Origin of the sequence: Streptomyces sp. NBC_00249, assembly GCF_026342355.1 — a bacterium.
GTDB lineage: Bacteria > Actinomycetota > Actinomycetes > Streptomycetales > Streptomycetaceae > Streptomyces.
In genome coordinates, this window is the sequence record NZ_JAPEMV010000005.1 from 241,705 (window position 1) to 262,341 (window position 20,637).

Consider the following 20,637-nt stretch of genomic DNA (forward strand, 5'->3'; position numbering starts at 1 on the left):
CGAAAGGTGGGGATCAGACCGCGCGGCGGCGGCCCTGCCCGCCGGAACCGACCCGGCTGCGCGCGGAGGCCGCGGCGGCGCCGCCGCCGGCGGAGCCCCCGCCGGTACGCCGGCCCTGGCCCGCGGAGCCGGTGGCCCCGCCGCCCTGGCCGCCGCCCTGACCGCGACGGGCCTGGCCCGACGCGGACGCGGGCGCCTGCCCGGAGGCACCGGAACCGCCGCGGCGGCCGCGGCCGCCGCCCGTCGGGGCGCCGCCCGTGGCGGAGGGGGTACGGGGACCGCCGGAGCGGCGGCGCGAGGAACCGGAGCCGGAACCGCTGCGCGGCTTCGGCGGGGTGGCCACGGGGACCTCCAGCACCACGGGGATGCCCGAGGGCTCCTTGGCGCCGGTGAGGCGGGCCAGCTCCTCGTCGGAGGACTTGATCTGCGCGGTGCGCGGGGAGATCCCGGCGTCCGACATCAGGCGGGTCATGTCCCGCTTCTGGTCGGGCAGCACCAGGGTGACCACGCTGCCGGACTCACCGGCACGGGCGGTACGGCCGCCGCGGTGCAGGTAGTCCTTGTGGTCGGTGGGCGGGTCCACGTTGACGACGAGGTCGAGGTCGTCGATGTGGATGCCGCGCGCGGCCACGTTGGTGGCGACCAGCGCGGTGACCTCGCCCGTCTTGAACCAGTCGAGGGTCCGGTTGCGCTGCGGCTGCGAGCGCCCGCCGTGCAGGCCGGAGGCGCGTACGCCGTCCGCGAGGAGCTTCTTGACCATGCGGTCGACCCCGCGCTTGGTGTCGACGAACATGATCACCCGGCCGTCGCGAGCGGCTATACGCGTCGCCACGGCCTTCTTGTCGGTCTCGTCCATGACGTACAGGACGTGGTGCTCCATCGTGCTGACCGCACCGGCGGACGGGTCGACGGAGAAGGCGACCGGGTCGTGCAGGAACATCTTGACGAGCTTGTCGATGTTCTTGTCGAGGGTCGCCGAGAACAGCATGGTCTGACCCTCGGGCTCGACCTGCTTGAGCAGGGCGGTGACCTGGGGCATGAAGCCCATGTCGGTCATCTGGTCGGCCTCGTCGAGGACCGTGATGGAGACCTGCGAGAGGTCGGCGTCACCGCGGTCGATGAGGTCCTTCAGACGGCCGGGGGTGGCGACGAGCACCTCGGCGCCGCGGCGCAGGGCGCCGGACTGCCGGTTGATCGACATGCCGCCGACGACGGTCGCGATGCGCAGGTTGACCGACGTGGCGTACGGCGCCAGGGCGTCGGTGACCTGCTGCGCGAGCTCGCGGGTCGGTACGAGGACCAGCGCGAGCGGCTGCTTCGGCTGGGCGCGGCGGCCGGTGGTGCGGGCCAGCAGCGCCAGGCCGAAGGCCAGCGTCTTGCCGGAGCCGGTGCGGCCGCGGCCGAGCAGGTCACGGCCGGCGAGGGAGTTCGGCAGCGTCGCGGCCTGGATCGGGAAGGGCTCGGTGACGCCCTGCGCCGCGAGGGTCTTCAGCAGCGCTTCGGGCATGCCCATGTCCGCGAACGCGTCCACCGGCGGGAGGGCCGGGGTCAGCGGTTCGGGCATGGTGAATTCTTGGGGCCGGGCAACGGGGGCGGACTTCTGCCGTCCCGCGCCAGCCTTCGGACGTCCCTGGGCCGCACCTCGACCCCGGGTGGGGCGGCGGCTGGGTCGTGCGGAGCTGGAGCTGGTCATGCGGAAAGAGCCCTCCTGATACCGGCAAGGTAGAACGCGGTCGAACAGACGCGTTCGAGGCGAACGCGGTCGAAACAGCAGACAAGCCGGGGCCCGCACCTCGCGGTGCGGACCCCGGCATGCTGAAGAAATTAGGCGGGAACGATGTTCTCCGCCTGGGGGCCCTTCTGGCCCTGGGTCACGTCGAAGGACACGCGCTGGCCCTCCTGGAGCTCACGGAAGCCCTGGGTGGCGATGTTCGAGTAGTGGGCGAAGACGTCCGGGCCGCCACCGTCCTGCTCGATGAAGCCGAAGCCCTTTTCCGAGTTGAACCACTTCACGGTGCCTTGTGCCATTTTGAATCTCCTGAATAGGCGGCAAGGGCCCCATCCGGAGATCCCGGTAAAAACAATTAAAGCGCCTGTCGGAGCATTCCCGTCAGGCGCACATAAAGTTCATGGGTACCACAACTGCAACGCGTCCAAAGCTAGCACACGTCGGTCGGAGCGCGCTGCCCCGAGTCTGTGACCTTCGTCAGGAGCCCGTCCGGAGCACCCTCCCGAACCGCACCCGGGCCGCGCGACCTGGCCCGGGGCCGGGGCCGGGCGGTCGAGGCCGCCCGGCGCAAGGCGGGGGTCAGAGGCGTTCGATGATCGTCACGTTGGCCTGGCCGCCGCCCTCGCACATCGTCTGGAGGCCGTAGCGGCCGCCGGTGCGTTCCAGTTCGTGCAGGAGCGTCGTCATCAGCTTCACGCCGGTCGCCCCCAGCGGATGTCCCAGGGCGATCGCGCCGCCGTTGACGTTGACCCGGGCCGGGTCCGCGCCCGTCTCCTTCAGCCAGGCCAGGACCACCGGTGCGAAGGCCTCGTTGATCTCGACGAGGTCGATCTCGGACAGTGACAGGCCGGTCTTCTTCAGGGCGTACGCCGTCGCGGGGATCGGCGCGGACAGCATCCGGATCGGGTCCTCGCCGCGCACCGACAGGTGGTGGATGCGGGCGCGCGGGCGCAGGCCGTGTTCGCGTACCGCCCGCTCGGAGGCGATCAGCATCGCCGCCGCGCCGTCGGAGACCTGGGAGGAGACGGCCGCGGTGATGGTGCCGCCCTCGACGACCGGCTTGAGGGTGGCCATCTTCTCCAGGGTGGTGTCCCGGCGGGGGCCCTCGTCCACGCGGACCTCCCCGTACGGGACGGTCTCCCGCTCGAAGCGGCCCTCGTCGATGGCGCGCAGCGCCCGCTGGTGGGAGCGCAGGGCGAACTCCTCCATGTCGCGGCGCGTGATGCCCCACTTCTCGGCGATGAGCTGCGCCCCGTGGAACTGGTTGACGGGCGCGTCCCCGTACCGGGCGCGCCAGCCGGCCGAGCCGGCGTAGGGGCCCTCGGTGAAGCCGAGCGGTTCCGCCGCCTGCCGGGAGGCGAAGGCGATGGGGATCATCGACATGTTCTGGGTGCCGCCCGCGACGACCAGGTCCTGGGTGCCGGAGAGCACGCCCTGCGCGGCGAAGTGCACCGCCTGCTGGGAGGAGCCGCACTGGCGGTCCACGGTGACGCCCGGCACCTCTTCCGGGAGGCCCGCCGCCAGCCAGGCCGTCCGGGCGATGTCCCCGGCCTGCGGCCCGACGGTGTCGAGGCAGCCGAAGACGACGTCCTCGACGGCGGCCGGGTCGATCCCGGTCCGCTCGACGAGGGCCTTCATGACGTGCGCGCCGAGGTCAGCGGGGTGGACGGCGGCGAGGCCGCCCTTGCGCCGCCCCACGGGGGTGCGTACCGCGTCGACTATGTAGGCCTCGGGCATCGGGACTCCTCTTCGTTTACGTGCGTACGGCGATCCCGTCCAGCACCATCGACAGGTACTGGCGGGCGATCTCCTCGGGGCTGTGCTGTCCGCCGGGCCGGTACCAGGAGGCCGCGACCCACACCGTGTCGCGTACGAAGCGGTAGGTGAGGCGGATGTCGAGGTCGGCGCGGAAGACCTGGGCGGCGACCCCCCGCTCCAGCGTCCCCAGCCACGCCTTCTCGAACTTCACCTGCGAGTCCGAGAGGTAGTGGAAGCGGGGCTGGGAGGACAGGTGCCGGGATTCCTTCTGGTAGATGGCGACGGCGGCGCGGTGCCGGTCGATCTCGCGGAAGGACTCGGTGACGAGGGCCTCGATGGTCTCCCTGGGGCCGAGGCCGGCGGCGAGGACGGTGTCGTACCCCGCCCACAGCTCGTTCAGGAAGGCCGAGAGGATCTCGTCGAGCATCGATTCCTTGGAATCGAAGTGGTAGTAGAGGCTGCCGGCGAGCATGCCGGCGGCGTCGGCGATCTTGCGGACGGTGGTGGCGTTGTAGCCCTGGGCCGCGAAGACCTCGGCGGCGGTGTCCAGGAGCTCGCGGCGCCGCTCGGGTGACGCCGTCACCTGCGGCTTCTTCTTCTGCGTCGGCTTGTCGTTCGGCTTGTCGTTCGGCTTGTTCGTCGGCACGGGCCCATTCTGCGGCTACGCGCGCTGGCTGCTGACCGACACCGTCTCGCCCGTCATGTACGACGAGTAGCCGGAGGCCAGGAAGACGATGACGTTGGCGATCTCCCACGGCTCGGCGTACCGGCCGAAGGCCTCGCGGGCGGTGAGTTCGCTGAGCAGCTCCTCACTGGTGACCTTCACCAGGTGCGGGTGCATGGCCAGGCTCGGGGCGACCGCGTTGACGCGTACGCCGAACTCGGCGGCCTCCAGCGCCGCGCAGCGGGTCAGGGCCATCACCCCGGCCTTCGCGGCGGCGTAGTGGGCCTGGCCGGTCTGGGCGCGCCAGCCGACGACGGAGGCGTTGTTGACGAGGACGCCGCCGTGCCCGGAGGCCTTCAGGGAGCGCAGGGCGGCGCGGGTGCAGCGGAAGGTGCCGTTCAGGGTGACGTCGAGGACCCGGCCCCACTGTTCGTCGGTCATGTCGACGAGGTCGGCGGTGCCGCCGAGGCCGGCGTTGTTGACGACGATGTCGAGGCCGCCGTGGAGGCGTTCGGCGCGGGCGAAGAGGGCCTGGACCTGTTCCTCGTCGGTGACGTCGCAGGGCTGGGCGGTGACGCGGTCCGCGCCGAACTCGGCGGCGAGTGCCTCCTCGGTCTCCTTCAGCCGGCGGGCGTGGGCGTCGCTGACGAGGATCCGGGCGCCCTCCTCCAGGAAGCGGCGGGCGGTGGCCCCGCCGATCCCGGCGCCGGCGGCCGCGGTGATGACGGCGGTGCGGTCGGTGAGCAGGCCGTGGGCGGGGACGTACGCGGGCGGGGTGGTCATGCCCGTACCTCCTTGGGAAGGCCGAGGATCCGCTCGGCGACGATGTTGCGCTGGATCTCGTCGGAGCCGGCGTAGATGGTGTCGGCGCGGGAGAAGAGGAAGAGCCGCTGACGGTCGTCGAGGTCGTACGGGTCCCCGTGCGCGCCGGCGGCGAGGAGGGAGGGGGCGCCGCACACGTCCATGGCGAGTTCGCCGAGGTCGCGGTGCCAGCGGGCCCAGTACAGCTTGGCCGTGGAGGGGGCGGTGGCCGGGCGGCGGGCGGTGGCGCGCATGGCCTCCAGGCCGATCCAGGCCTTCACGAGGCGGTCGCGGACCAGCGGGTCGGCGATGGCGCCGTTGCTGCGGGCGAGGGCGGCGAGGTCTTCGAGTTCGCGGCGGAAGCCGACCTGCTGGCCGAGGGTGGAGACGCCGCGTTCGAAGCCGAGGGTGGCCATGGCGACGGCCCAGCCGTCGCCGGGGGCGCCGACGACGTGGGCGGCGTCGGTGCGGGCGCCGTCGAAGAAGACCTCGTTGAACTCGGAGGTGCCGGTGAGCTGGGTGATGGGGCGGACCTCGACGCCCGGCTGGTCCATGGGGACGAGCAGGTAGGACAGGCCGGCGTGGCGGCGCGAGCCCGGTTCGGTGCGGGCGAGGACGAAGCACCACTGGGACTCGTGGGCCAGCGAGGTCCAGATCTTCTGGCCGTCGACGGTCCACTCGCCGCCCCGGAGGGTCGCGCGGGTGCGGACGGCGGCGAGGTCGGAGCCGGCGTCGGGTTCGCTGTAGCCCTGGCACCACAGCTCCTCCACGGCCCGGATCGGCGGGAGGAAGCGGCGTTTGTGCTCCTCGGTGCCGTGGGCGATGAGGGTGGGGCCGAGGAGCTGTTCGCCGATGTGGTTCACGCGGGCGGGGGCGTCGGCGAGGGCGTACTCCTCGTGGAAGGCGATCTGCTGCTCGGTGCTCGCGCCGCGGCCGCCGTGCTCGACGGGCCAGCCGACGCAGGTCCAGCCGTGGGCCGCCATGTGCCGTTCCCAGGCGAGGCGTCCGTCGAAGGCCTCGTGCTCCCGGCCCGGTCCGCCGCGTCCCTTGAGGGCCGCGAACTCGCCGGTGAGGTGGGTCCGCAGCCACCTGCGGATCTCGGTACGGAACTCCTCGACGCTGCTCATGGCCGTACGTTAACCTACCAAACACTTGTTAGGGAACCATGTTGCCGGGTGGAGGAACCCCCTGAACGGGGCAGCCTCCGGAGCAGAGGAAGCCGCATGTCCGACGACACACCCCCCGTGCTCTACGAACGCCGCGGCCCCGTCGCGCACGTGACCATGAACCGCCCGCGCTACCGCAACGCCCAGAACAGTGCGATGACCTACGCCCTCGACGAGGCCTTCTACCGGGCCTCCGACGACCCCGCGGTGAAGGTGGTCGTCCTCGCCGGGGCCGGCGCGCACTTCTCCGCCGGCCACGACATCGGCACCCCCGGGCGCGACGCCCACCTGCCCTTCGAACGCCGCGCCGGACTGTGGTGGGACCACTCCACCCGCTCCGGCGCCGAATCCCGCTTCGCCCGCGAGTCCGAGGTGTACCTCGGGATGTGCCGGCGCTGGCGGGAACTGCCCAAGCCGGTCATCGCCTCCGTCCAGGGGGCGTGCGTGGCCGGCGGGCTGATGCTGGCCTGGGTCTGCGACCTGATCGTGGCGAGCGAGGACGCCTTCTTCGCGGACCCGGTGGTGCGGATGGGCATCCCCGGCGTCGAGTACTTCGCGCACCCGTGGGCCATGCCGCCCCGGATCGCCAAGGAGTTCCTGTACACCGGCGACCGGATGCCCGCCCGGCGGGCGTACGAGATCGGCATGGTCAACCGGGTCGTCGAGCCGGGCGAACTCGCGGCCGCCACCGAGCTGCTGGCCCTGCGGATCGCCGAGATGCCCTCCTTCGGGCTGGCCCTGACCAAGCGGGCCGTCAACCAGGCCGAGGACCTCCAGGGCCTGCACACCGGCATGGACTCGGTGTTCGGCCTGCACCACCTCGCGCACGCGCACAACGCCGAAACGGCGTCCGACCCGCTCGGCGGCGTGGACGTCGCCGCCATGAAGGAGGCGAACCGCTGATGGACCTCGCCCACGCTCAGGACGTGGAGGACTTCCAGGCCGAGGCCCGCGCCTGGCTGCGCGCACACGTGCCGCCCCGGCCGCTGCCCTCCCTGGAGACGGCCGAGGGCTTCGAGGCCCACCGCGAGTGGGAGGCCCGGCTGCACGCCGGCCGCTGGTCTGCGGTGTCCTGGCCCGAGCAGTACGGGGGCCGGGGCGTCGACATCGAACGGTGGCTCGTCTTCGAGGAGGAGTACTGGGCGGCGGGCGCCCCCGGCCGGGTCTCGCAGAACGGCATCAACCTCCTCGCCCCCACCCTCTTCGACCACGCGACGGACGAGCAGCGCGCCCGCGTCCTGCCCTCCATGGCGAGCGGCGAGGTGATCTGGGCCCAGGCCTGGTCCGAACCGGAGGCGGGCTCCGACCTGGCCTCCCTGAAGTCCCGGGCCGTGCGCACCGACGGCGGCTGGCTGCTGTCCGGGCAGAAGACCTGGTCCTCGCGGGCCGCCTTCGCCGACCGGGCCTTCGGCATCTTCCGCACCGACCCGGACACCCCCAAACCCCACCAGGGCCTGACGTACCTGATGTTCGGCCTGCGGGCGCCCGGGGTGACGGTACGGCCCATCGGCCGGCTCGACGGCAAGCCCGCCTTCGCGGAGCTCTTCCTCGACCAGGTCTTCGTACCGGACGAGGACGTCATCGGGGAGCCCGGACAGGGCTGGCGGATCGCCATGTCGACCACCGGGAACGAGCGGGGGCTGACCCTGCGCTCCCCCGGCCGTTTCCTGGCCGCCGCCGACCGGCTCGTCTCGCTGTGGGAGGCCGCCGGGGACCCCTCGGACACCGCGCTGCGCGACCGGGTCGCGGACGCGGTGGTCGGGGCGCGCGCCTACGAGCTGTTCACCTGGGCGGGCGCCACCCGCTTCGCGGCGGGCGGGGCCATCGGCGCCGAGTCCAGCCTGAACAAGCTGTTCTGGTCCCAGTACGACATCGCCCTGCACGAGACCGCCCTGGACCTGCTGGGCGCCGACGCCGAGCTCGCGGAGGGCCCCTGGGCCGAGCCGTGGGTGTTCTCCCTGGCCGGACCGATCTACGCGGGCACCAACGAGATCCAGCGCGACATCATCGCCGAGCGGCTGCTCGGCCTCCCGAAGGGCCGCCGCTGATGCGCTTCCAGCCGACCGAGGAACAGTCGGACTTCGCCCGTACCCTGCGCTCCCTGCTCGGCGCCGCCGACGTCCCGGCGACGGTACGGGCCTGGGCGGACGGCGACCACGCGCCCGGGCTGGCCCTGTGGTCCCGGCTCGCGGACACCGGCCTCTTCGCACTGGCCGCGCCCGAGGAGCACGACGGCCTCGGCCCTCTCCCGGTGGAACTCGCCCTCGCCTTCGTGGAGCTGGGGCGGGCCGGGGTGCCGGGGCCGGTGGTGGAGCACGCGGCGGCCGTCGTCCTGCTGGCGGCGCTCGGCGACGGGGCGGTCGCGAAACGCTTCCTCCCCGGGCTGCTGGCGGGCGGGGCCCTGGCCACGCTGACCCTGCCGGACGGATCCCCGTACGCCCTGGACGCGGACGCGGCGACGTACCGCCTCACGGTGTCGGCGGCGGGCGAACTGCGCCTCGCACCCGGCGGCGGGCAGCCCCTGGCCTCCCTCGACCCGGCCCGCCGGCTGAGCACCCCGCAGCCCGGCGGGGAACTCCTCGCGGCGGGCCCGGCCGTCACGGCGGCGGCGGGAACGGCCCTGCGCTGGGCGCGGCTGCTGACGGCCGCCCAGTGCCTGGGCGTCGGCGAGGCCCTGCTCTCCCGGACGGTGGAGTACGCGAAGCAGCGCACCCAGTTCGGCACGCCCATCGGCACCTTCCAGGCGGTCAAGCACCGGCTGGCCGACACCCTGCTGGCCCTGGAGTTCGCCCGGCCGCTGCTGTGGGCGGCGGCGCTGTCCCTGGAGCCGGGCGAGGTGGCGGCGGCAAAGCTCACCGCCGGCGAGGCGGCGTACGGGGCGGCGCTGACGGCGCTCCAACTGCACGGCGCGGTCGGCTACACGCAGGAACTGGACCTCTCCCTGTGGCTGCGCAAGTCCCGCCCCCTGCGCGACGCCTGGGGCACCCCGTCGGCCTGCCGGGCGGAGGTCCTTCAGCCGCGGGTGCGGTAGTAGGTCGCCAGGGCGGTGTTCACCAGCACGATCCCGCCGAACCACAGGGCCCCGGCCCGCCACCCGACCGCGTACAGCGCGAGGGTGGCGGCCCCGAACACCACGGCCTTGACGGCGAGCTGGGCGACGAGCGGAACGGCGTAGGTGGCCTTGGGTGCGGCGAAGGCACCCCACAGCACGCCGGCGGCGACCGGAGCGGCCACCGCGAGCCCGATGGACCAGACTCTGCCGATGTCCCGCGTCCAGCCCCACCGGGCCAGGGCGGCGAGGGCCCCGAGCTCCAGGAGGAAGGCGAGGCCCTCGTTGACTATGAAGAAGAAGCGCAGGGTGGAATTCATACGGCCCAACCTCACCGACCCGGGCCGGAGGCGTCCACCGATGGGAAGCCTCCCTGTCACATGACGACGACCCGCAGGGTGACCACGTAACTCTCCTCGACCGTCCCGTCCGGGAAGAGGGGCGCCAGCCTGGCGCGTTCGGCGTCGAGGAAGGCCCGTGTGTCGTCCTCGCCGAGCAGCAGGAAGGCCGAGTGGCTGGCGTGGTTGGAGAGGTGCGCGGTGAGGGGGATCCGCCGGAACCACCGCACCTCGCGGGTAGTGACGTCGAGGCCCTCCAGGGACTCGCGGGTGGGCAGCCCGGTGGCCCCGAAGAAGGTGCGGAGCCGCTCGTCCTGCTCGGCGATCCACGGGACGGCGGTGTCCGGGTCGTTCCACCACAGGGCGAGCGCGCCGCCGGGGCGCAGGACGCGGCGGGCCTCGGGGACGGAGCGGGCGGGGTCGGTCCAGTGCCAGGCCTGCGCGTACGTGAGGAGGTCGAAGCCGCCGGTGGCCAGGGGCAGCCGGTCGCCGTCCCCGCGCACGAGCGGGATCCGGGGGTGGTGCCGGCGGAACTCGGCGGCCATGCCGTCCCCGGGCTCGACGGCGACGACGTCCGCGCCGCGCGCGTGCAGCAGGGCGGTGGCGATCCCGGTCCCGGCCCCCACGTCGGCCACCCGGGCGCCGGCGAGCGGCCGGCCGGCGAGTTCCTCGACGGTGTCGAGGAGTTCGGGCGGATATCCGGGCCGGTAGGCCTGGTACTGCGCGGCGGCGGCGTCGAAGGAACGGGCGCGTGTCGTCGTCATGGGCCCATTGTTCGCGAGCTCCCGGGCGCCGGACAGCGTTTGTGCCCTACGCGCGGCGCAGGGAGAGGCGCATGAGGGTGGCCGTCTGGAAGAGGAGCAGGACGGCCGTCGCGGCGCGGGCCGCCCAGGTGCCGGGATCGGTGACCGGCTCCCCGTACGCCTCCCAGGCGGCGGCGCCCGCGAGGGTGGCCCCCACGGCCACGCAGGCGACGAGGAAGCGCCCGGCGAATTCCGCGGCGGTACCGTGCGGAACGGCCGACCCGAGGACGAACACCCCCAGCAGGACGGGGATCCATGGCACCCCGGCATCACTCAGCAGCAGGACGGCCGCGGACTCCAAGGCGAGGAGCAGGCAGACGCGCACCAGGAAACCAGGCATGCACACATCATGCCGGGGAAATCCCGGTGCGCGCCCGGTCCCGGTGTTTGTAAGATCAACCGCAAGCGGGGTCGTAGCACAGAGGTAGTGCGCCTACACAGCATGGAGGAGGACGCCGGTTCGAATCCGGCCGCCCCGCCCTTACTCCTTTCGCACGGTCCCGGCCAGCCAGGCCGCCGCGCCCGCCAGTGCCGAGCGCGCGGCCGGCAGTGGCAGGCCGAGGAAGCCGTGGAAGACGCCGGGGTGGAGCCGGACCTCGCAGTCCACCCCCGCCTCCCCCAGCCGGCGCGCGTAGGCCAGCCCCTCGTCGCGCAGCAGGTCGCAGTCGGCGAGGAGGAGCAGGGTGCGCGGCAGTCCCGACAGGCCGGGGGCCCGGGCGGGCGAGACGTGCGGGTGGGCCGGGTCGCCGCCGTACTGGTCCCAGTACCAGGCCATGTGCGCGGCGGTGTGGAAGTGCCCGCGCCCGTACGCCGTCACCGACTCGGTGCCCATGGACGCGTCCAGCGGCGGGTACGCCAGCAGCTGCCCGGCGACGAGCCCGGGCGCCCGCAGCGCGGTCACGGCGGCCAGGTTGCCGCCGCTGGAGTCCCCGGCGACCACCACGCGCCCGGGGTCGCAGCCCAGTGCCCGCGCCTCGGCCCGCGCCCACAGCAGGACGCCCAGCGCGTCGTCGCAGGCGGCCGGCCAGGGGTGTTCCGGGGCCAGCCGGTAGTCGGCCGAGACGACCACCGCCCCCGAGGCCGCGGCCAGTTCACGGCACAGGGCGTCGTGCGTGTCGAGCCCGCACATCACCCACCCGCCGCCGTGGAAGTACACGGCGAGCGGCCGCCCCGCGGCCCCGGGTGCGGGGTCGTAGACCCGTACGGGCACGCCCGAGGCGACCGTGTCGTACACGGAGGCCACCTCCGGCCCCGGCGGGCCGGCCACCTCGGCCGCGGCCCGCAGGGCGTCCACGTCGCCGGGGCCGGGGAAGCCCGCCGTCATGGCGTCGCACAGCCGCCGCGCGGCGGGGGAAAGGGCGCTCATCCGGCCGTCATCCCGCCGTCGACGGCGAACTCGGTGCCCGTCACGTACGAGGAGGCGTCCGAGCACAGGAACAGCACCAGCTCCCCGACCTCGCGCGGCCGCCCCATCCGCCCCAGCGGTACGTGCGACCAGTCCCGGCCCGCGACCGCCTCGGCGACCATCGGCGTGTCGATGGCCCCCGGGTGCACCGAGTTGACCCGGATGCCGTCCCCGGCGAGGTCCAGGGCGCTGGAGCGGGTCAGGCCGCGCAGGGCGAACTTGGTGGACCCGTAGGCCGCGTGGCCCGGTATCCCGACGAGTCCGGCGGTGGAGGAGATGTTGACGATCGAGCCGCCGCCGGCGGCGCGCAGGACCGGGGCGACGGCCTGGATGCCGAGGAAGGGGCCCAGCAGGTTGACCCTCAGCAGGGTCTCGAAGCCCTCCGCGCTCTGCTGCTCGACGTGGGCGGTGCGCCACAGGGCGGCGTTGTTGACCAGTGCCGAGACGGTGCCGAAGGCGGCGACCGCCTCGCGGACCACACCGGCCCAGCTGTCGGCGTCGGCGACGTCGTGGCGCACGTACAGGCCCTGCGCGCCGAGGGAGGCGGCGACCGCCCGGCCTTCCTCCTCGCGGATGTCGGTGACGACGACCCGCGCCCCCGCCTCCGCGCACAGCCGGGCTTCGGCGGCGCCCTGGCCGCGTCCGGCGCCGGTGATGACGACGACCTTTCCGTCGAGGGAGATCACGGTTCAGGCCTCCTGTCCCGGCTGCCCGGCTTCCCGCTGTTCCAGCTCGCGGAAGTGCGGGATGACCTTCTCGCCCCACTGCCGGATGGTCTCCATGCAGGCCTCCTGCGGCACGGTGCCCATCTGGATCAGGCACATCACCTCGTCGACGCCGATCTCGCGGAGCTGTTCCACGTAGGCGATGGCCGTCTCGGCGCTGCCGTAGGCGTGCTCGGCGTTGTAGGTGCCTGTGTCCACGGGGCGGGCGGGGATGTTCGCCCCGTGCAGCCGGGCGACGAGCTCCTCGCGGCCCCGGTCGAGGGCTCCGACGTGGTCCTCGTCCTCGGCGTGGCCGGTGGGTTCGGGGCCGTTGCCGTACCAGTGGGCGATGGACTCGGCGAAGAAGCGCTGGCCGCGCGTGCCCAGGCGCAGTGCGCGGTCGGCGTCGTCGAGGACGATCGTGGGGCAGAGGGCGGAGAGGTGGTCGTTGGCCCGGTCCGAGACGAGGCGCCCGCCGGTGCGGGTGGCGATGGCCTCGTCGTAGACCTTGCGCATCGCGCGGACGTCGTCGGCGCCGGCGAAGCCCATCACCAGGGCTCCGATGCCCAGTTCGGCGGCGAGCTTGAGGGTGTCGTGCTTGGAGCAGGCCATGAAGAGCGGCGGGTGGGGGTCCTGGACCGGGCGGGGCAGGATCGCGCCGGGGCCGATGTCGATCGAGCCGTGCCACTCGAAGACGGGCTCCTTCCAGGCGGAGGAGAAGATCCGCAGCGCCTCTTCCATCTGCGGGTAGGTGTCCTCGGGCCTGACCCCGTACATGGACATCTCCTGGCGGGTGGCGCCGCGCCCGGCGCCGATGTCGACACGGCCGCCGGAGAGGACGTCGAGCATGGCGGCGCGTTCGGCGACGCGGACGGGGTGCTGGTAGCCGAAGGGCATGGTGACCACGCCGTGGCCGATGCGGATCTTCCGGGTGCGGGCGGCGACCCAGGTCAGGAAGATCTCGGAGGCGCTCATGTGGGCGTACTGGGTCAGGGAGTGGTGTTCCACGGCCCAGATCCGGTCGAAGCCCATCTCCTCGGCGAAGACGGCCTGTTCGACGCAGTCGTGGATGACCTGGCGTTCACGTTCGGGGGTGGGGTCGACGAGTTGCGCCTCGAAGATCATCGAGAACTTCACGGTGGGGTCCCTCCATCCGGCAATCCCTCAGATATTTCGAATAGGAATACTTCTAGCAGTCACACCCCTCGGAGGGAAGGGCTCGCGGGGACCGGTCGTAGACTGCGCTGCGTGGCAGACGAGAAGGCAGGCGAAACGAACACCCGCACGCTCCCCGCGACCAGCTGGGCGGTGCTCGGGCTGCTCTCCTTCGGGGAGGAGCTCTCCGGCTACGACCTGAAGAAGTGGTCGGACTGGTCCCTGCGCTTCTTCTACTGGAGCCCCTCCTTCAGCCAGATCTACAGCGAGCTCAAGCGGCTGGAGAAGGCCGGCTACGCCACGTCGCGGATGGTCGCCCAGGACACCGGCACGCGCGACAAGCGGGTGTACCGGATCACCGGCGAGGGCATGGCCGCCGTACGGGAATGGGCGCGCGAGGCGCCGGTCGACCCGCCGGTCCTCAAGCACGGGCCGATGCTGCGGCTGTGGCTGGGCCACCTGCTGGAGCCGGAGCAGATGCGCGAAGTCCTCGTCCAGCACCAGGAGTTCGCGGAGAAGATGCGCCGGCGCGCGGTGGCGGACGTGGAGGGCGCCAAGGAGGAGGCGGCGTGGGCGTACCCCACGCTCACCCTCAAGTGGGCGGAGCGGTACTACGCCTCCGAGCGCGACCTCGCGGCCGCCATGCTCTCGGACCTGGAAGGAATGGCGGTCCCGCCGGGCGCCGAGGGCTCCGGCGCCCCGGAGCGCGGCAAGCGCCCGTAGGTGCGGCGGAAGTAGAGCAGCGGCGCGCCCTCCCGGTGCGCCGCCAGGGCGGTGACGCGGCCGAGCACGATGGCGTGGTCGCCGCCGTCCAGCACGTCCTCCAGGGTGCATTCGACGGTCGCGAGGACCCCGTCGAGCAGCGGCGCCCCGTTCCCGCCCGCACGCCAGGGCACCCCGGCGAACTTGTCCCCGCCGGTGACGGCGAAGCGGCGGCACAGCCCTTCCTGGTCGGCGGCCAGGATGTTGACGGCGAAGGCGCCCGCCGCGCGGATCCCGGGCCAGCTCGTCGAGGTGCGGGCCGGGCAGAAGCAGACCAGCGGCGGGTCGAGGGAGACGGACGAGAAGGACTGCACGGCCATCGCGACGGGGCGGCCGTCGCTCCCGCACGCCGTGACGACGGCGACTCCGGTGCAGAAGCTGGACAGGACCGACTTCATGTCAGCGTCCGCCTTCCCGCCCGCGTCCACGTCCGGCTTCACGTCCACGTCCGGGCCGGCGGCGGGCCGGGTGCTGAGGGTCGACATGGGAACCTCCTGGATCCGGGGAACTCCGGGGAATCTCTTCCTTGTTCCTACTAGGTATATGCCTAACAGAAACACCTGTGATTGGATACCGCCCACGCTCGCTCGTCAAGCAGGGAGGGTTCGTCCGATGCCGGTCCGTCCGATGCCACCACCGCCGCCCACCACCCTCGCCCGGCTCCCCGAGTACGCCGCCGCCGCGTACGGGGAGCGCGAGGCGCTCGCCGACGGAGAGGTCCGCTGGACCTTCGCCCGGCTCGCCGCCGAGATCGCCGCCGCCTCCCGCGCCGCCGTCGCGCACGGGATCCGCCCCGGGGACCGGGTCGCGCTCTGGGCCCCCAACAGCCGCCAGTGGATCACCGCCGCGCTCGGCGCGGTCGGCGTGGGCGCCGTCCTCGTCCCGGTCAACACCCGCTACAAGCCCGCCGAAGCCGCCGACATCATCCGGCGCAGCGGCGCCCGCGTGCTGTTCACCGAGCGCGGCTTCCTCGGCACCGACTACGCCCGTGACCTGCACGCCTCCGGCGAGGACCTGGGCGCCCTCGCCTCCACCGTGCTGCTGCGCGGCGCCGACGGCCCCGGCTCCTACGCCGCCTACCTCGCCGCCGGGAAGGGCGTCCCGGAGGAGGAACGGGCGGCCCGCGCCGCCCGCGTACGCCCCGAGGACCTCAGCGACATCCTCTACACCTCCGGCACCACAGGCCGCTCCAAGGGGGTGATGACCACCCACGGCCAGACCCTGCGCCTGTACGCCTCCTGGTCCCAGCTCGTCACCCTGCGCCCCGGCGACCGGTACCTGCTGGTCAACCCCTTCTTCCACACCTTCGGCTACAAGGCCGGCGTCCTCGCCTGCCTGCTGCGCGGGGTCACCATGCTCCCCGAGGCCCTGTACGACACCGACCGCATCCTGGCCCGTATGGCCGCCGAACGCGTCACCTGCCTGATGGGCCCCCCGACCGTCTTCCACGGCCTGATCCGCCACCCCGGCCGCGCCGCCCACGACCTGTCCGCGCTGCGCCTCGCCGGCACCGGCGCCGCCTCCGTGCCCACCTCCCTCGTCGAGGAGATCCGCAGCGAGCTCGGCGCCCCCGACGTGTTCACCGCCTACGGACTGACCGAGTCCGGCGGGGTCGTGTCCGTCTGCCCCACCGACGCGGACGCCTGGACCGTCGCCCACACCGTCGGCCTGCCCCTGCCCGGCACCGAGGTACGGATCACCGGCCCGCTCGGCGAGGTGCTGCCCGCCGGGGAAGCCGGGGAGGTGCAGGTGCGCGGCTACCACGTCACCCCCGGCTACCTGGACGACCCGGCGAGCACCGCCGACGCGATCCTGCCCGGCGGCTGGCTGCGCACCGGGGACATCGGGGTGCTGGACGGGCGGGGCTACCTCTCCATCACCGACCGGCTGAAGGACATGTACGTGGTCGGCGGGTTCAACGCCTACCCGGCCGAGGTGGAGAACGTGCTGCTGACCCACCCCGCCATCGTGGACGCGGCCGTCGTCGGAGCCCCCGACGAGCGGCTCGGTGAGGTCGGCGTGGCCTACCTGGTCACCACCGGCCCCGTCACGGCCGGGGAGCTGACCGCCTGGGCCCGGGAACGGCTGGCCAACTTCAAGGTGCCCCGGCGGTTCACCCTGCTGGAGGAGCTGCCGCGCAACGCGGGCGGCAAGCTGCTGAAGACCGAGCTGCGCCGCGCGGCGCGAGAGGAGTCGGCGTGAGCGGCCTGGAGCCCACACCGGAGCAGGAGGAACTGCGCGACACCGTACGGGCGGTGCTCGCGCGGCATTCCGGCCACACCGCCTGGGCCCCGCTGACCGCGCAGGTCGGCGCGGCCGCACTCGCCGTGCCGGAGGAGTACGGGGGGCTGGGGTGCGGGGCCGCCGAGGTCGCCGTCGTCATGGCGGAGCTGGGCCGCGCGCTGAGCCCCGTACCGTACCTGGGCTCGGCGGTCCTGACCGTACGGGCCCTGCTGGCGGCCGGGGACCGGCGGGCCTGCGCGGAGCACCTGCCCGGGCTGGCGGACGGGTCGGTGGTGGGGGCGCTGGCCTGGGCGGAGGACGCCGGCGGCGGGCGCGGCAGCTGGGACGCGGACGGCCTCACCACCCGGGCCGAGCCCGTCCCGGGCGCGGGCACCGGTGCTGACCGGCTGCTCACGGGCGTCAAGCGGTACGTCCTCGCCGGCCCGGTGGAGCCCGCCCTGCTGCTGGCCTTCGCCCGCGCGGCGGACACCGGCCGGCTGGGGCTCTACGAACTGACGGCCCCGCCCGCGCGGTTCACCGTACGGGCCACCATGGACCCGACCCGCCCCCTCGCGGAGCTGACCCTCGCGCGCACCCCCGCCCGGCTGCTGTCGGCCGACGGCGACGGAGTCCTGACCTCCGTCCGGGACTGGGCCTGCACCGCGCTGGCCGCCGAACAGGCGGGCGCCGCCGGGCGGGCCCTGGAGGTGACGGTCCGGCACGCGAAGGACCGCAGCCAGTTCGGGCGGCCCATCGGCTCCTTCCAGGCCGTCAAGCACCGGCTCGCCGACATGCACACCGCCGTGGAGACGGCCGGCGCCCTGGCCCTCGCGGCAGCCGCCGCCGGGGCCCCGCCGGAGCTGGCGGCGGCCGCCCGGTCCGCCTGCTCGGAGGCGTACGCGTACGTCGCGGGCGAGATGATCCAGCTGCACGGCGGCATCGGCATCACCTGGGAACACGAGGCCCACACCTGGTTCAAACGGGCCCACGGCAGCGGACAGCTGTTCGGCACCCCCGCCGCACACCGCGAGCGACTGGCCCGCGCACTGGGCTTCCTCGTACCCTCGGGGCCATGACGGGCAGTGCGATCAGCCTCCGCAAGATGGAAGAAACCGCTCCGGCTCTGGTGAGCCTCTACAAGAGCGCCGCGGTTTCGCTCCGCAAGCACGGGCTGGAAGGCGGCCGGGCGGCGGTCTACCTGGTGCTGGACTACTCCGGCTCCATGCGCCCGTACTACGACGACGGCAGCGTGCAGGCCCTTGCGGACCGGGTCCTGGGACTGTCGGCGCACTTGGACGACGACGGCACGGTTCCGGTGGTGTTCTTCTCCACGGACGTCGACGCGATCGTGGAGGTGTCCCTCGCCGGGCACCAGGGGCGGGTCACCGAGATCGCCACCGGCCTCGGCCATATGGGGCGGACGGCCTACCACTCGGCGATGGACGCGGTGATCGACCACTACCTGGACTCGGGAGCCACCGACCCGGCTCTGGTCGTCTTCCAGACGGACGGCGGACCGACCAGCAAGACCGCGGCGGAGAGGTACCTGTGCAAGGCGGCCCGGCTACCGCTGTTCTGGCAGTTCGTCGGCTTCGGCAACACGCGCAGCAGCCAGTTCGACTTCCTGCGCCGGCTCGACGAACTGCCCGTCCCGGCGAAGCGGGTCGTGGACAACGCGGGCTACTTCCACGCGGGCCCCGACCCCCGGGCCGTGCCCGACGCCGAACTGTACGACCGGCTCGTCGCGGAGTTCCCGGTCTGGCTGGCGGCGGCCCGCCGGGCCGGTGTCGTGCGCGCCTGAGCGGCGGCGGCCGGTGGCCCGCGCTTTGATGGACGTATGACGACGAACAACTGGGCAGCGTTCGAGAAGGCGGAACCGGAGTTCGCGGCGGCCGTCCGGGCCCGTTTCGCGCAGTACCCGCACCACGTCCTCGCCACCCTCCGCAAGGACGGCTCCCCCCGGGCGGCGGGGCTGAACGTCGAGTTCCGGGGCGGCGAGCTGTGGCTCGGCATGATGGCGGGCTCGATGAAGGCCCGGGACCTCCAGCGCGACCCCCGCTTCGCCCTGCACACCAACCCGGGCGAGGGCGAGACGATGCCCGACGGGGACGTACGGATCTCCGGGCGGGCCGTGGAGATCGTGGACCCGCCCGAGCTGCACCGGTACGCGGAGGAGACCGAGTCCCCGCACCCCTTCCACCTCTTCCACGCCGACCTGACGGAGGTCGTCCACATCGGCGTGGACGGCGACGACCTGGTCGTCCGCACCTGGACCCCGGCGCACGGCCTGCGGACCCTGCGCCGGGGCAACGACGACGAACCGCCGCGCGAGGACCCGCCCGCGACGGCTTAGCCGCGGGGGAAGAGGGGGGCGCCGACCGGGGTGAGGACGGTGGGGTCGACGTCGACGTGGCTGCGGTCGATGTTGAGGGTGACCCCGCCGTACGAGGCGTCGTGGTCCCCCCTGAACTGGTGGGCCCGGCGCGGCCCGGACCACATCGCGGTGCCGGCGGGCAGGCCCAGGTCCTTGTCGGTGACGGAGGCGGCCCCGTTCCACTGAGCCACCCACAGCACGTCCGGCATGGCGTGCGGGGCCTGGTGGTGGTGCGCGCCCAGCGCCTTGACGCCGGAGCTGGCGGCGACGTAGGCGGCGGAGCGGTAGCCGAGCTCGTGCAGCCGTACCGTCCAGGCCGTGAGGTAGGCGACGACCGGGGCGTCCCAGGTGGCGCGGTCGCTGTAGTTCTCCAGGTCGTTGTAGAGCAGGGTGCCCTCGGCGAGGCCCAGCGCGCGGGCCGCGTCGACGGCCCCCTCGGCGGCGGCCCGGCCCTGGTCGTTGGCCTTGGAGGGGTCGGTGGACAGGCCGGTGGCGGCGTCGTGCCAGGGCTGCGGGCCCACCCAGATCGGCATCAGGTGCCAGCCCGCCTCGGCCTGCCGGCGGACCCAGCCGGCCGTCAGCTGCGGCTGGGCGCAGGCACGGGCCCGGCCGCCGATGTAGATGCCGACCGCGCCGAAGGGGGACGTGCCCCGCCAGGCGTCCATGGACCGCTGGGGCGGGGCGGTGCAGGCGTCGAAGCCCTGGCCGGCGAAGGCGTACTGGACGGTGCGGGGCGGGGCGGGCGCGGCCGTGGCGATCACCGGGGGCCCGGCGGGGGCGTCCGCCGCCCGGGTGCCGGCGGCCCGCGCGAGGAGGCTGCGCACCGCGTCGGGCGACGCCCCGTACGAGAGCGTGGCCATCACCCCCGCGTCGCGCAGGGCGTACCGCACCTCACCGCTGTCCCCTTCGGCGGGCGGGAGTCCGGCCGTGCCGTCGACGGGGAGGGTGGGGATGTCGGCGCGGGGCGGGGCGCCTTCGACGGGCTCCAGGTGCAGGGTGTCGGCGCGGGTGGGCACGGCCCGGCGTCCGGAGCACTGCGCCTGGGTGCCGGCGTGCCCGAGGTAGAGGGTGGGCAGGTCCAGGCGCAGACACGCCTCGGGGTGCCGGTCGAGGTCGACGACCCGCCACCCGTCGGGGAGGACCAGCCGCAGCCCCTGGTAGTCGACGCCGCTGCCTCCGGCGGGGGTGGCTCCGGCCGGGGCAGCTCTGACGGCGGGGGCGGCGGCCCTGGCAGCGCCGACGGCCACTGCGAGAGCAGGCGCGGCAGCGGTGGCGCGGGCAGCCGCAGCACCGGGGCCGACGGCCGGGGCGGCCGTGGCGGTGGGCGGCAGGGAGGCGACGGGCAGGAGGAGGACGGCGCCCAGCAGGCAGCGCAGCAGCGTTCGGGAGGGCATGGGCCCCACTGGTACCAGACCCCACCCCCTCCCAACTGCGCCGATCCACCGCCCAGATGGCCCGTCCGGCCTAGGGCCTGTCGTCGAACTCCCGTCGTCGCCCGGAGGGCGGCCCCGCGGCGTCTGGTGCGTGCTCTCGGCGTGCCGGGCGGAAGTCCGCGTACTGGACGTACTCGGGCTTTCGCCCGGTGCGGCGAGAGCGCGCGCCAGGCGCCGCGGGGCAGACGGGAGTTTGACGACAGGCCCTAGGGCCCGCCCGGCGACGCCACCCACGCATCGCCCGCAGGGGTGGTCCCCCACCCCCGCCCCACC

At 73.7% G+C, this 20,637-nt stretch carries 22 protein-coding genes and 1 tRNA gene; 9 read left to right on the plus strand and 14 right to left on the minus strand.

Annotated elements, in window-relative coordinates; translation table 11 throughout:
* Positions 1 to 13: 13 nt before the first annotated feature.
* From OOK31_RS22860 to OOK31_RS22885, 6 genes are all read right to left on the minus strand, one after another.
* Positions 14 to 1,693, minus strand: a complete 1,680-nt coding sequence (locus OOK31_RS22860) for a DEAD/DEAH box helicase (RefSeq protein ID WP_267089166.1) — start codon at positions 1,691 to 1,693, stop codon at positions 14 to 16.
* Between the two features lie 131 nt (positions 1,694 to 1,824).
* Positions 1,825 to 2,028 carry a cold-shock protein gene (locus OOK31_RS22865; protein ID WP_007502648.1) on the minus strand — a complete coding sequence of 68 codons (204 nt, stop codon included), beginning with the start codon at positions 2,026 to 2,028 and terminating at the stop codon, positions 1,825 to 1,827.
* A gap of 280 nt (positions 2,029 to 2,308) precedes the next feature.
* On the minus strand, positions 2,309 to 3,466 hold the full coding sequence (locus tag OOK31_RS22870; protein WP_267089167.1) for an acetyl-CoA C-acetyltransferase: 1,158 nt from the start codon (positions 3,464 to 3,466) through the stop codon (positions 2,309 to 2,311).
* A 16-nt stretch (positions 3,467 to 3,482) separates the two neighbouring features.
* Entirely contained in the window at positions 3,483 to 4,133 is a 651-nt protein-coding gene (locus OOK31_RS22875) for a TetR/AcrR family transcriptional regulator (protein WP_267089168.1), read from the minus strand.
* A gap of 15 nt (positions 4,134 to 4,148) precedes the next feature.
* A complete protein-coding gene (locus tag OOK31_RS22880) occupies positions 4,149 to 4,934 on the minus strand; it encodes an SDR family oxidoreductase (RefSeq protein ID WP_267089169.1) in 786 nt (261 codons plus the stop codon).
* Positions 4,931 to 6,079 carry an acyl-CoA dehydrogenase family protein gene (locus OOK31_RS22885; RefSeq protein WP_267089170.1) on the minus strand — a complete coding sequence of 383 codons (1,149 nt, stop codon included), beginning with the start codon at positions 6,077 to 6,079 and terminating at the stop codon, positions 4,931 to 4,933. Before OOK31_RS22885 ends, OOK31_RS22880 begins: the two co-directional genes overlap by 4 nt.
* A 96-nt stretch (positions 6,080 to 6,175) precedes the next feature.
* Here OOK31_RS22885 and OOK31_RS22890 point away from each other — a divergent pair, with 96 nt between their 5' ends.
* From OOK31_RS22890 to OOK31_RS22900, 3 genes are read left to right on the plus strand one after another with little or no spacing between them, the layout of a single operon-like run.
* Positions 6,176 to 7,021 (plus strand): enoyl-CoA hydratase, encoded by an 846-nt coding sequence (locus OOK31_RS22890; protein WP_267089171.1) that lies wholly within the window; start codon positions 6,176 to 6,178, stop codon positions 7,019 to 7,021.
* On the plus strand, positions 7,021 to 8,166 hold the full coding sequence (locus tag OOK31_RS22895; protein WP_267089172.1) for an acyl-CoA dehydrogenase family protein: 1,146 nt from the start codon (positions 7,021 to 7,023) through the stop codon (positions 8,164 to 8,166). The genes OOK31_RS22890 and OOK31_RS22895 overlap by 1 nt, the downstream gene beginning before the upstream one ends.
* Positions 8,166 to 9,149, plus strand: a complete 984-nt coding sequence (locus OOK31_RS22900; protein WP_267089173.1) for an acyl-CoA dehydrogenase family protein — start codon at positions 8,166 to 8,168, stop codon at positions 9,147 to 9,149. The genes OOK31_RS22895 and OOK31_RS22900 overlap by 1 nt, the downstream gene beginning before the upstream one ends.
* Here OOK31_RS22900 and OOK31_RS22905 read toward each other — a convergent pair.
* The 3 genes from OOK31_RS22905 to OOK31_RS22915 are packed head-to-tail and all read right to left on the minus strand — an operon-like array spanning position 9,131 to position 10,648.
* Positions 9,131 to 9,487 (minus strand): YrdB family protein, encoded by a 357-nt coding sequence (locus tag OOK31_RS22905; protein ID WP_267089174.1) that lies wholly within the window; start codon positions 9,485 to 9,487, stop codon positions 9,131 to 9,133. The genes OOK31_RS22900 and OOK31_RS22905 overlap by 19 nt on opposite strands.
* A 56-nt stretch (positions 9,488 to 9,543) precedes the next feature.
* The gene (locus OOK31_RS22910) at positions 9,544 to 10,269 is read right to left on the minus strand and encodes a class I SAM-dependent methyltransferase (RefSeq protein WP_267089175.1); all 726 of its coding nucleotides are present in this window, start codon (positions 10,267 to 10,269) and stop codon (positions 9,544 to 9,546) included.
* Positions 10,270 to 10,315: 46 nt separating this feature from the next.
* Positions 10,316 to 10,648: a hypothetical protein gene (locus OOK31_RS22915; protein WP_267089176.1), complete on the minus strand. Its 333-nt coding sequence runs from the start codon at positions 10,646 to 10,648 to the stop codon at positions 10,316 to 10,318.
* Positions 10,649 to 10,713: 65 nt separating this feature from the next.
* Here OOK31_RS22915 and OOK31_RS22920 point away from each other — a divergent pair.
* A tRNA-Ala gene (locus tag OOK31_RS22920) sits at positions 10,714 to 10,788 on the plus strand.
* A 1-nt stretch (position 10,789) separates the two neighbouring features.
* Here the strand turns inward: OOK31_RS22920 and OOK31_RS22925 are convergent.
* The 3 genes from OOK31_RS22925 to OOK31_RS22935 are packed head-to-tail and all read right to left on the minus strand — an operon-like array spanning position 10,790 to position 13,554.
* On the minus strand, positions 10,790 to 11,674 hold the full coding sequence (locus tag OOK31_RS22925) for an alpha/beta hydrolase (protein ID WP_267089177.1): 885 nt from the start codon (positions 11,672 to 11,674) through the stop codon (positions 10,790 to 10,792).
* A complete protein-coding gene (locus OOK31_RS22930; protein ID WP_267089178.1) occupies positions 11,671 to 12,399 on the minus strand; it encodes an SDR family NAD(P)-dependent oxidoreductase in 729 nt (242 codons plus the stop codon). The genes OOK31_RS22925 and OOK31_RS22930 overlap by 4 nt, the downstream gene beginning before the upstream one ends.
* A gap of 3 nt (positions 12,400 to 12,402) precedes the next feature.
* The gene (locus OOK31_RS22935; RefSeq protein WP_267089179.1) at positions 12,403 to 13,554 is read right to left on the minus strand and encodes an LLM class flavin-dependent oxidoreductase; all 1,152 of its coding nucleotides are present in this window, start codon (positions 13,552 to 13,554) and stop codon (positions 12,403 to 12,405) included.
* A gap of 111 nt (positions 13,555 to 13,665) precedes the next feature.
* Here OOK31_RS22935 and OOK31_RS22940 point away from each other — a divergent pair, with 111 nt between their 5' ends.
* Entirely contained in the window at positions 13,666 to 14,295 is a 630-nt protein-coding gene (locus OOK31_RS22940) for a PadR family transcriptional regulator (protein ID WP_267089180.1), read from the plus strand.
* Here the strand turns inward: OOK31_RS22940 and OOK31_RS22945 are convergent.
* Positions 14,184 to 14,819: a flavin reductase family protein gene (locus OOK31_RS22945; RefSeq protein WP_267089181.1), complete on the minus strand. Its 636-nt coding sequence runs from the start codon at positions 14,817 to 14,819 to the stop codon at positions 14,184 to 14,186. The two genes, OOK31_RS22940 and OOK31_RS22945, sit on opposite strands and share 112 nt — an antisense overlap.
* Positions 14,820 to 14,946: 127 nt before the next feature.
* Between OOK31_RS22945 and OOK31_RS22950 the strand changes: the two genes are divergently transcribed.
* From OOK31_RS22950 to OOK31_RS22965, 4 genes are read left to right on the plus strand one after another with little or no spacing between them, the layout of a single operon-like run.
* Complete coding sequence (locus tag OOK31_RS22950; protein WP_267089182.1) at positions 14,947 to 16,536, plus strand: FadD3 family acyl-CoA ligase; 1,590 nt, start codon at positions 14,947 to 14,949, stop codon at positions 16,534 to 16,536.
* Entirely contained in the window at positions 16,533 to 17,633 is a 1,101-nt protein-coding gene (locus OOK31_RS22955; protein ID WP_323188242.1) for an acyl-CoA dehydrogenase family protein, read from the plus strand. The genes OOK31_RS22950 and OOK31_RS22955 overlap by 4 nt, the downstream gene beginning before the upstream one ends.
* Positions 17,630 to 18,358, plus strand: a complete 729-nt coding sequence (locus OOK31_RS22960; protein WP_267089183.1) for a VWA domain-containing protein — start codon at positions 17,630 to 17,632, stop codon at positions 18,356 to 18,358. The genes OOK31_RS22955 and OOK31_RS22960 overlap by 4 nt, the downstream gene beginning before the upstream one ends.
* A 36-nt stretch (positions 18,359 to 18,394) precedes the next feature.
* Positions 18,395 to 18,910 (plus strand): pyridoxamine 5'-phosphate oxidase family protein, encoded by a 516-nt coding sequence (locus OOK31_RS22965; RefSeq protein ID WP_267089184.1) that lies wholly within the window; start codon positions 18,395 to 18,397, stop codon positions 18,908 to 18,910.
* Here OOK31_RS22965 and OOK31_RS22970 read toward each other — a convergent pair.
* Positions 18,907 to 20,325 carry a DUF1906 domain-containing protein gene (locus OOK31_RS22970; RefSeq protein ID WP_267089185.1) on the minus strand — a complete coding sequence of 473 codons (1,419 nt, stop codon included), beginning with the start codon at positions 20,323 to 20,325 and terminating at the stop codon, positions 18,907 to 18,909. The genes OOK31_RS22965 and OOK31_RS22970 overlap by 4 nt on opposite strands.
* Positions 20,326 to 20,637: the final 312 nt, after the last annotated feature.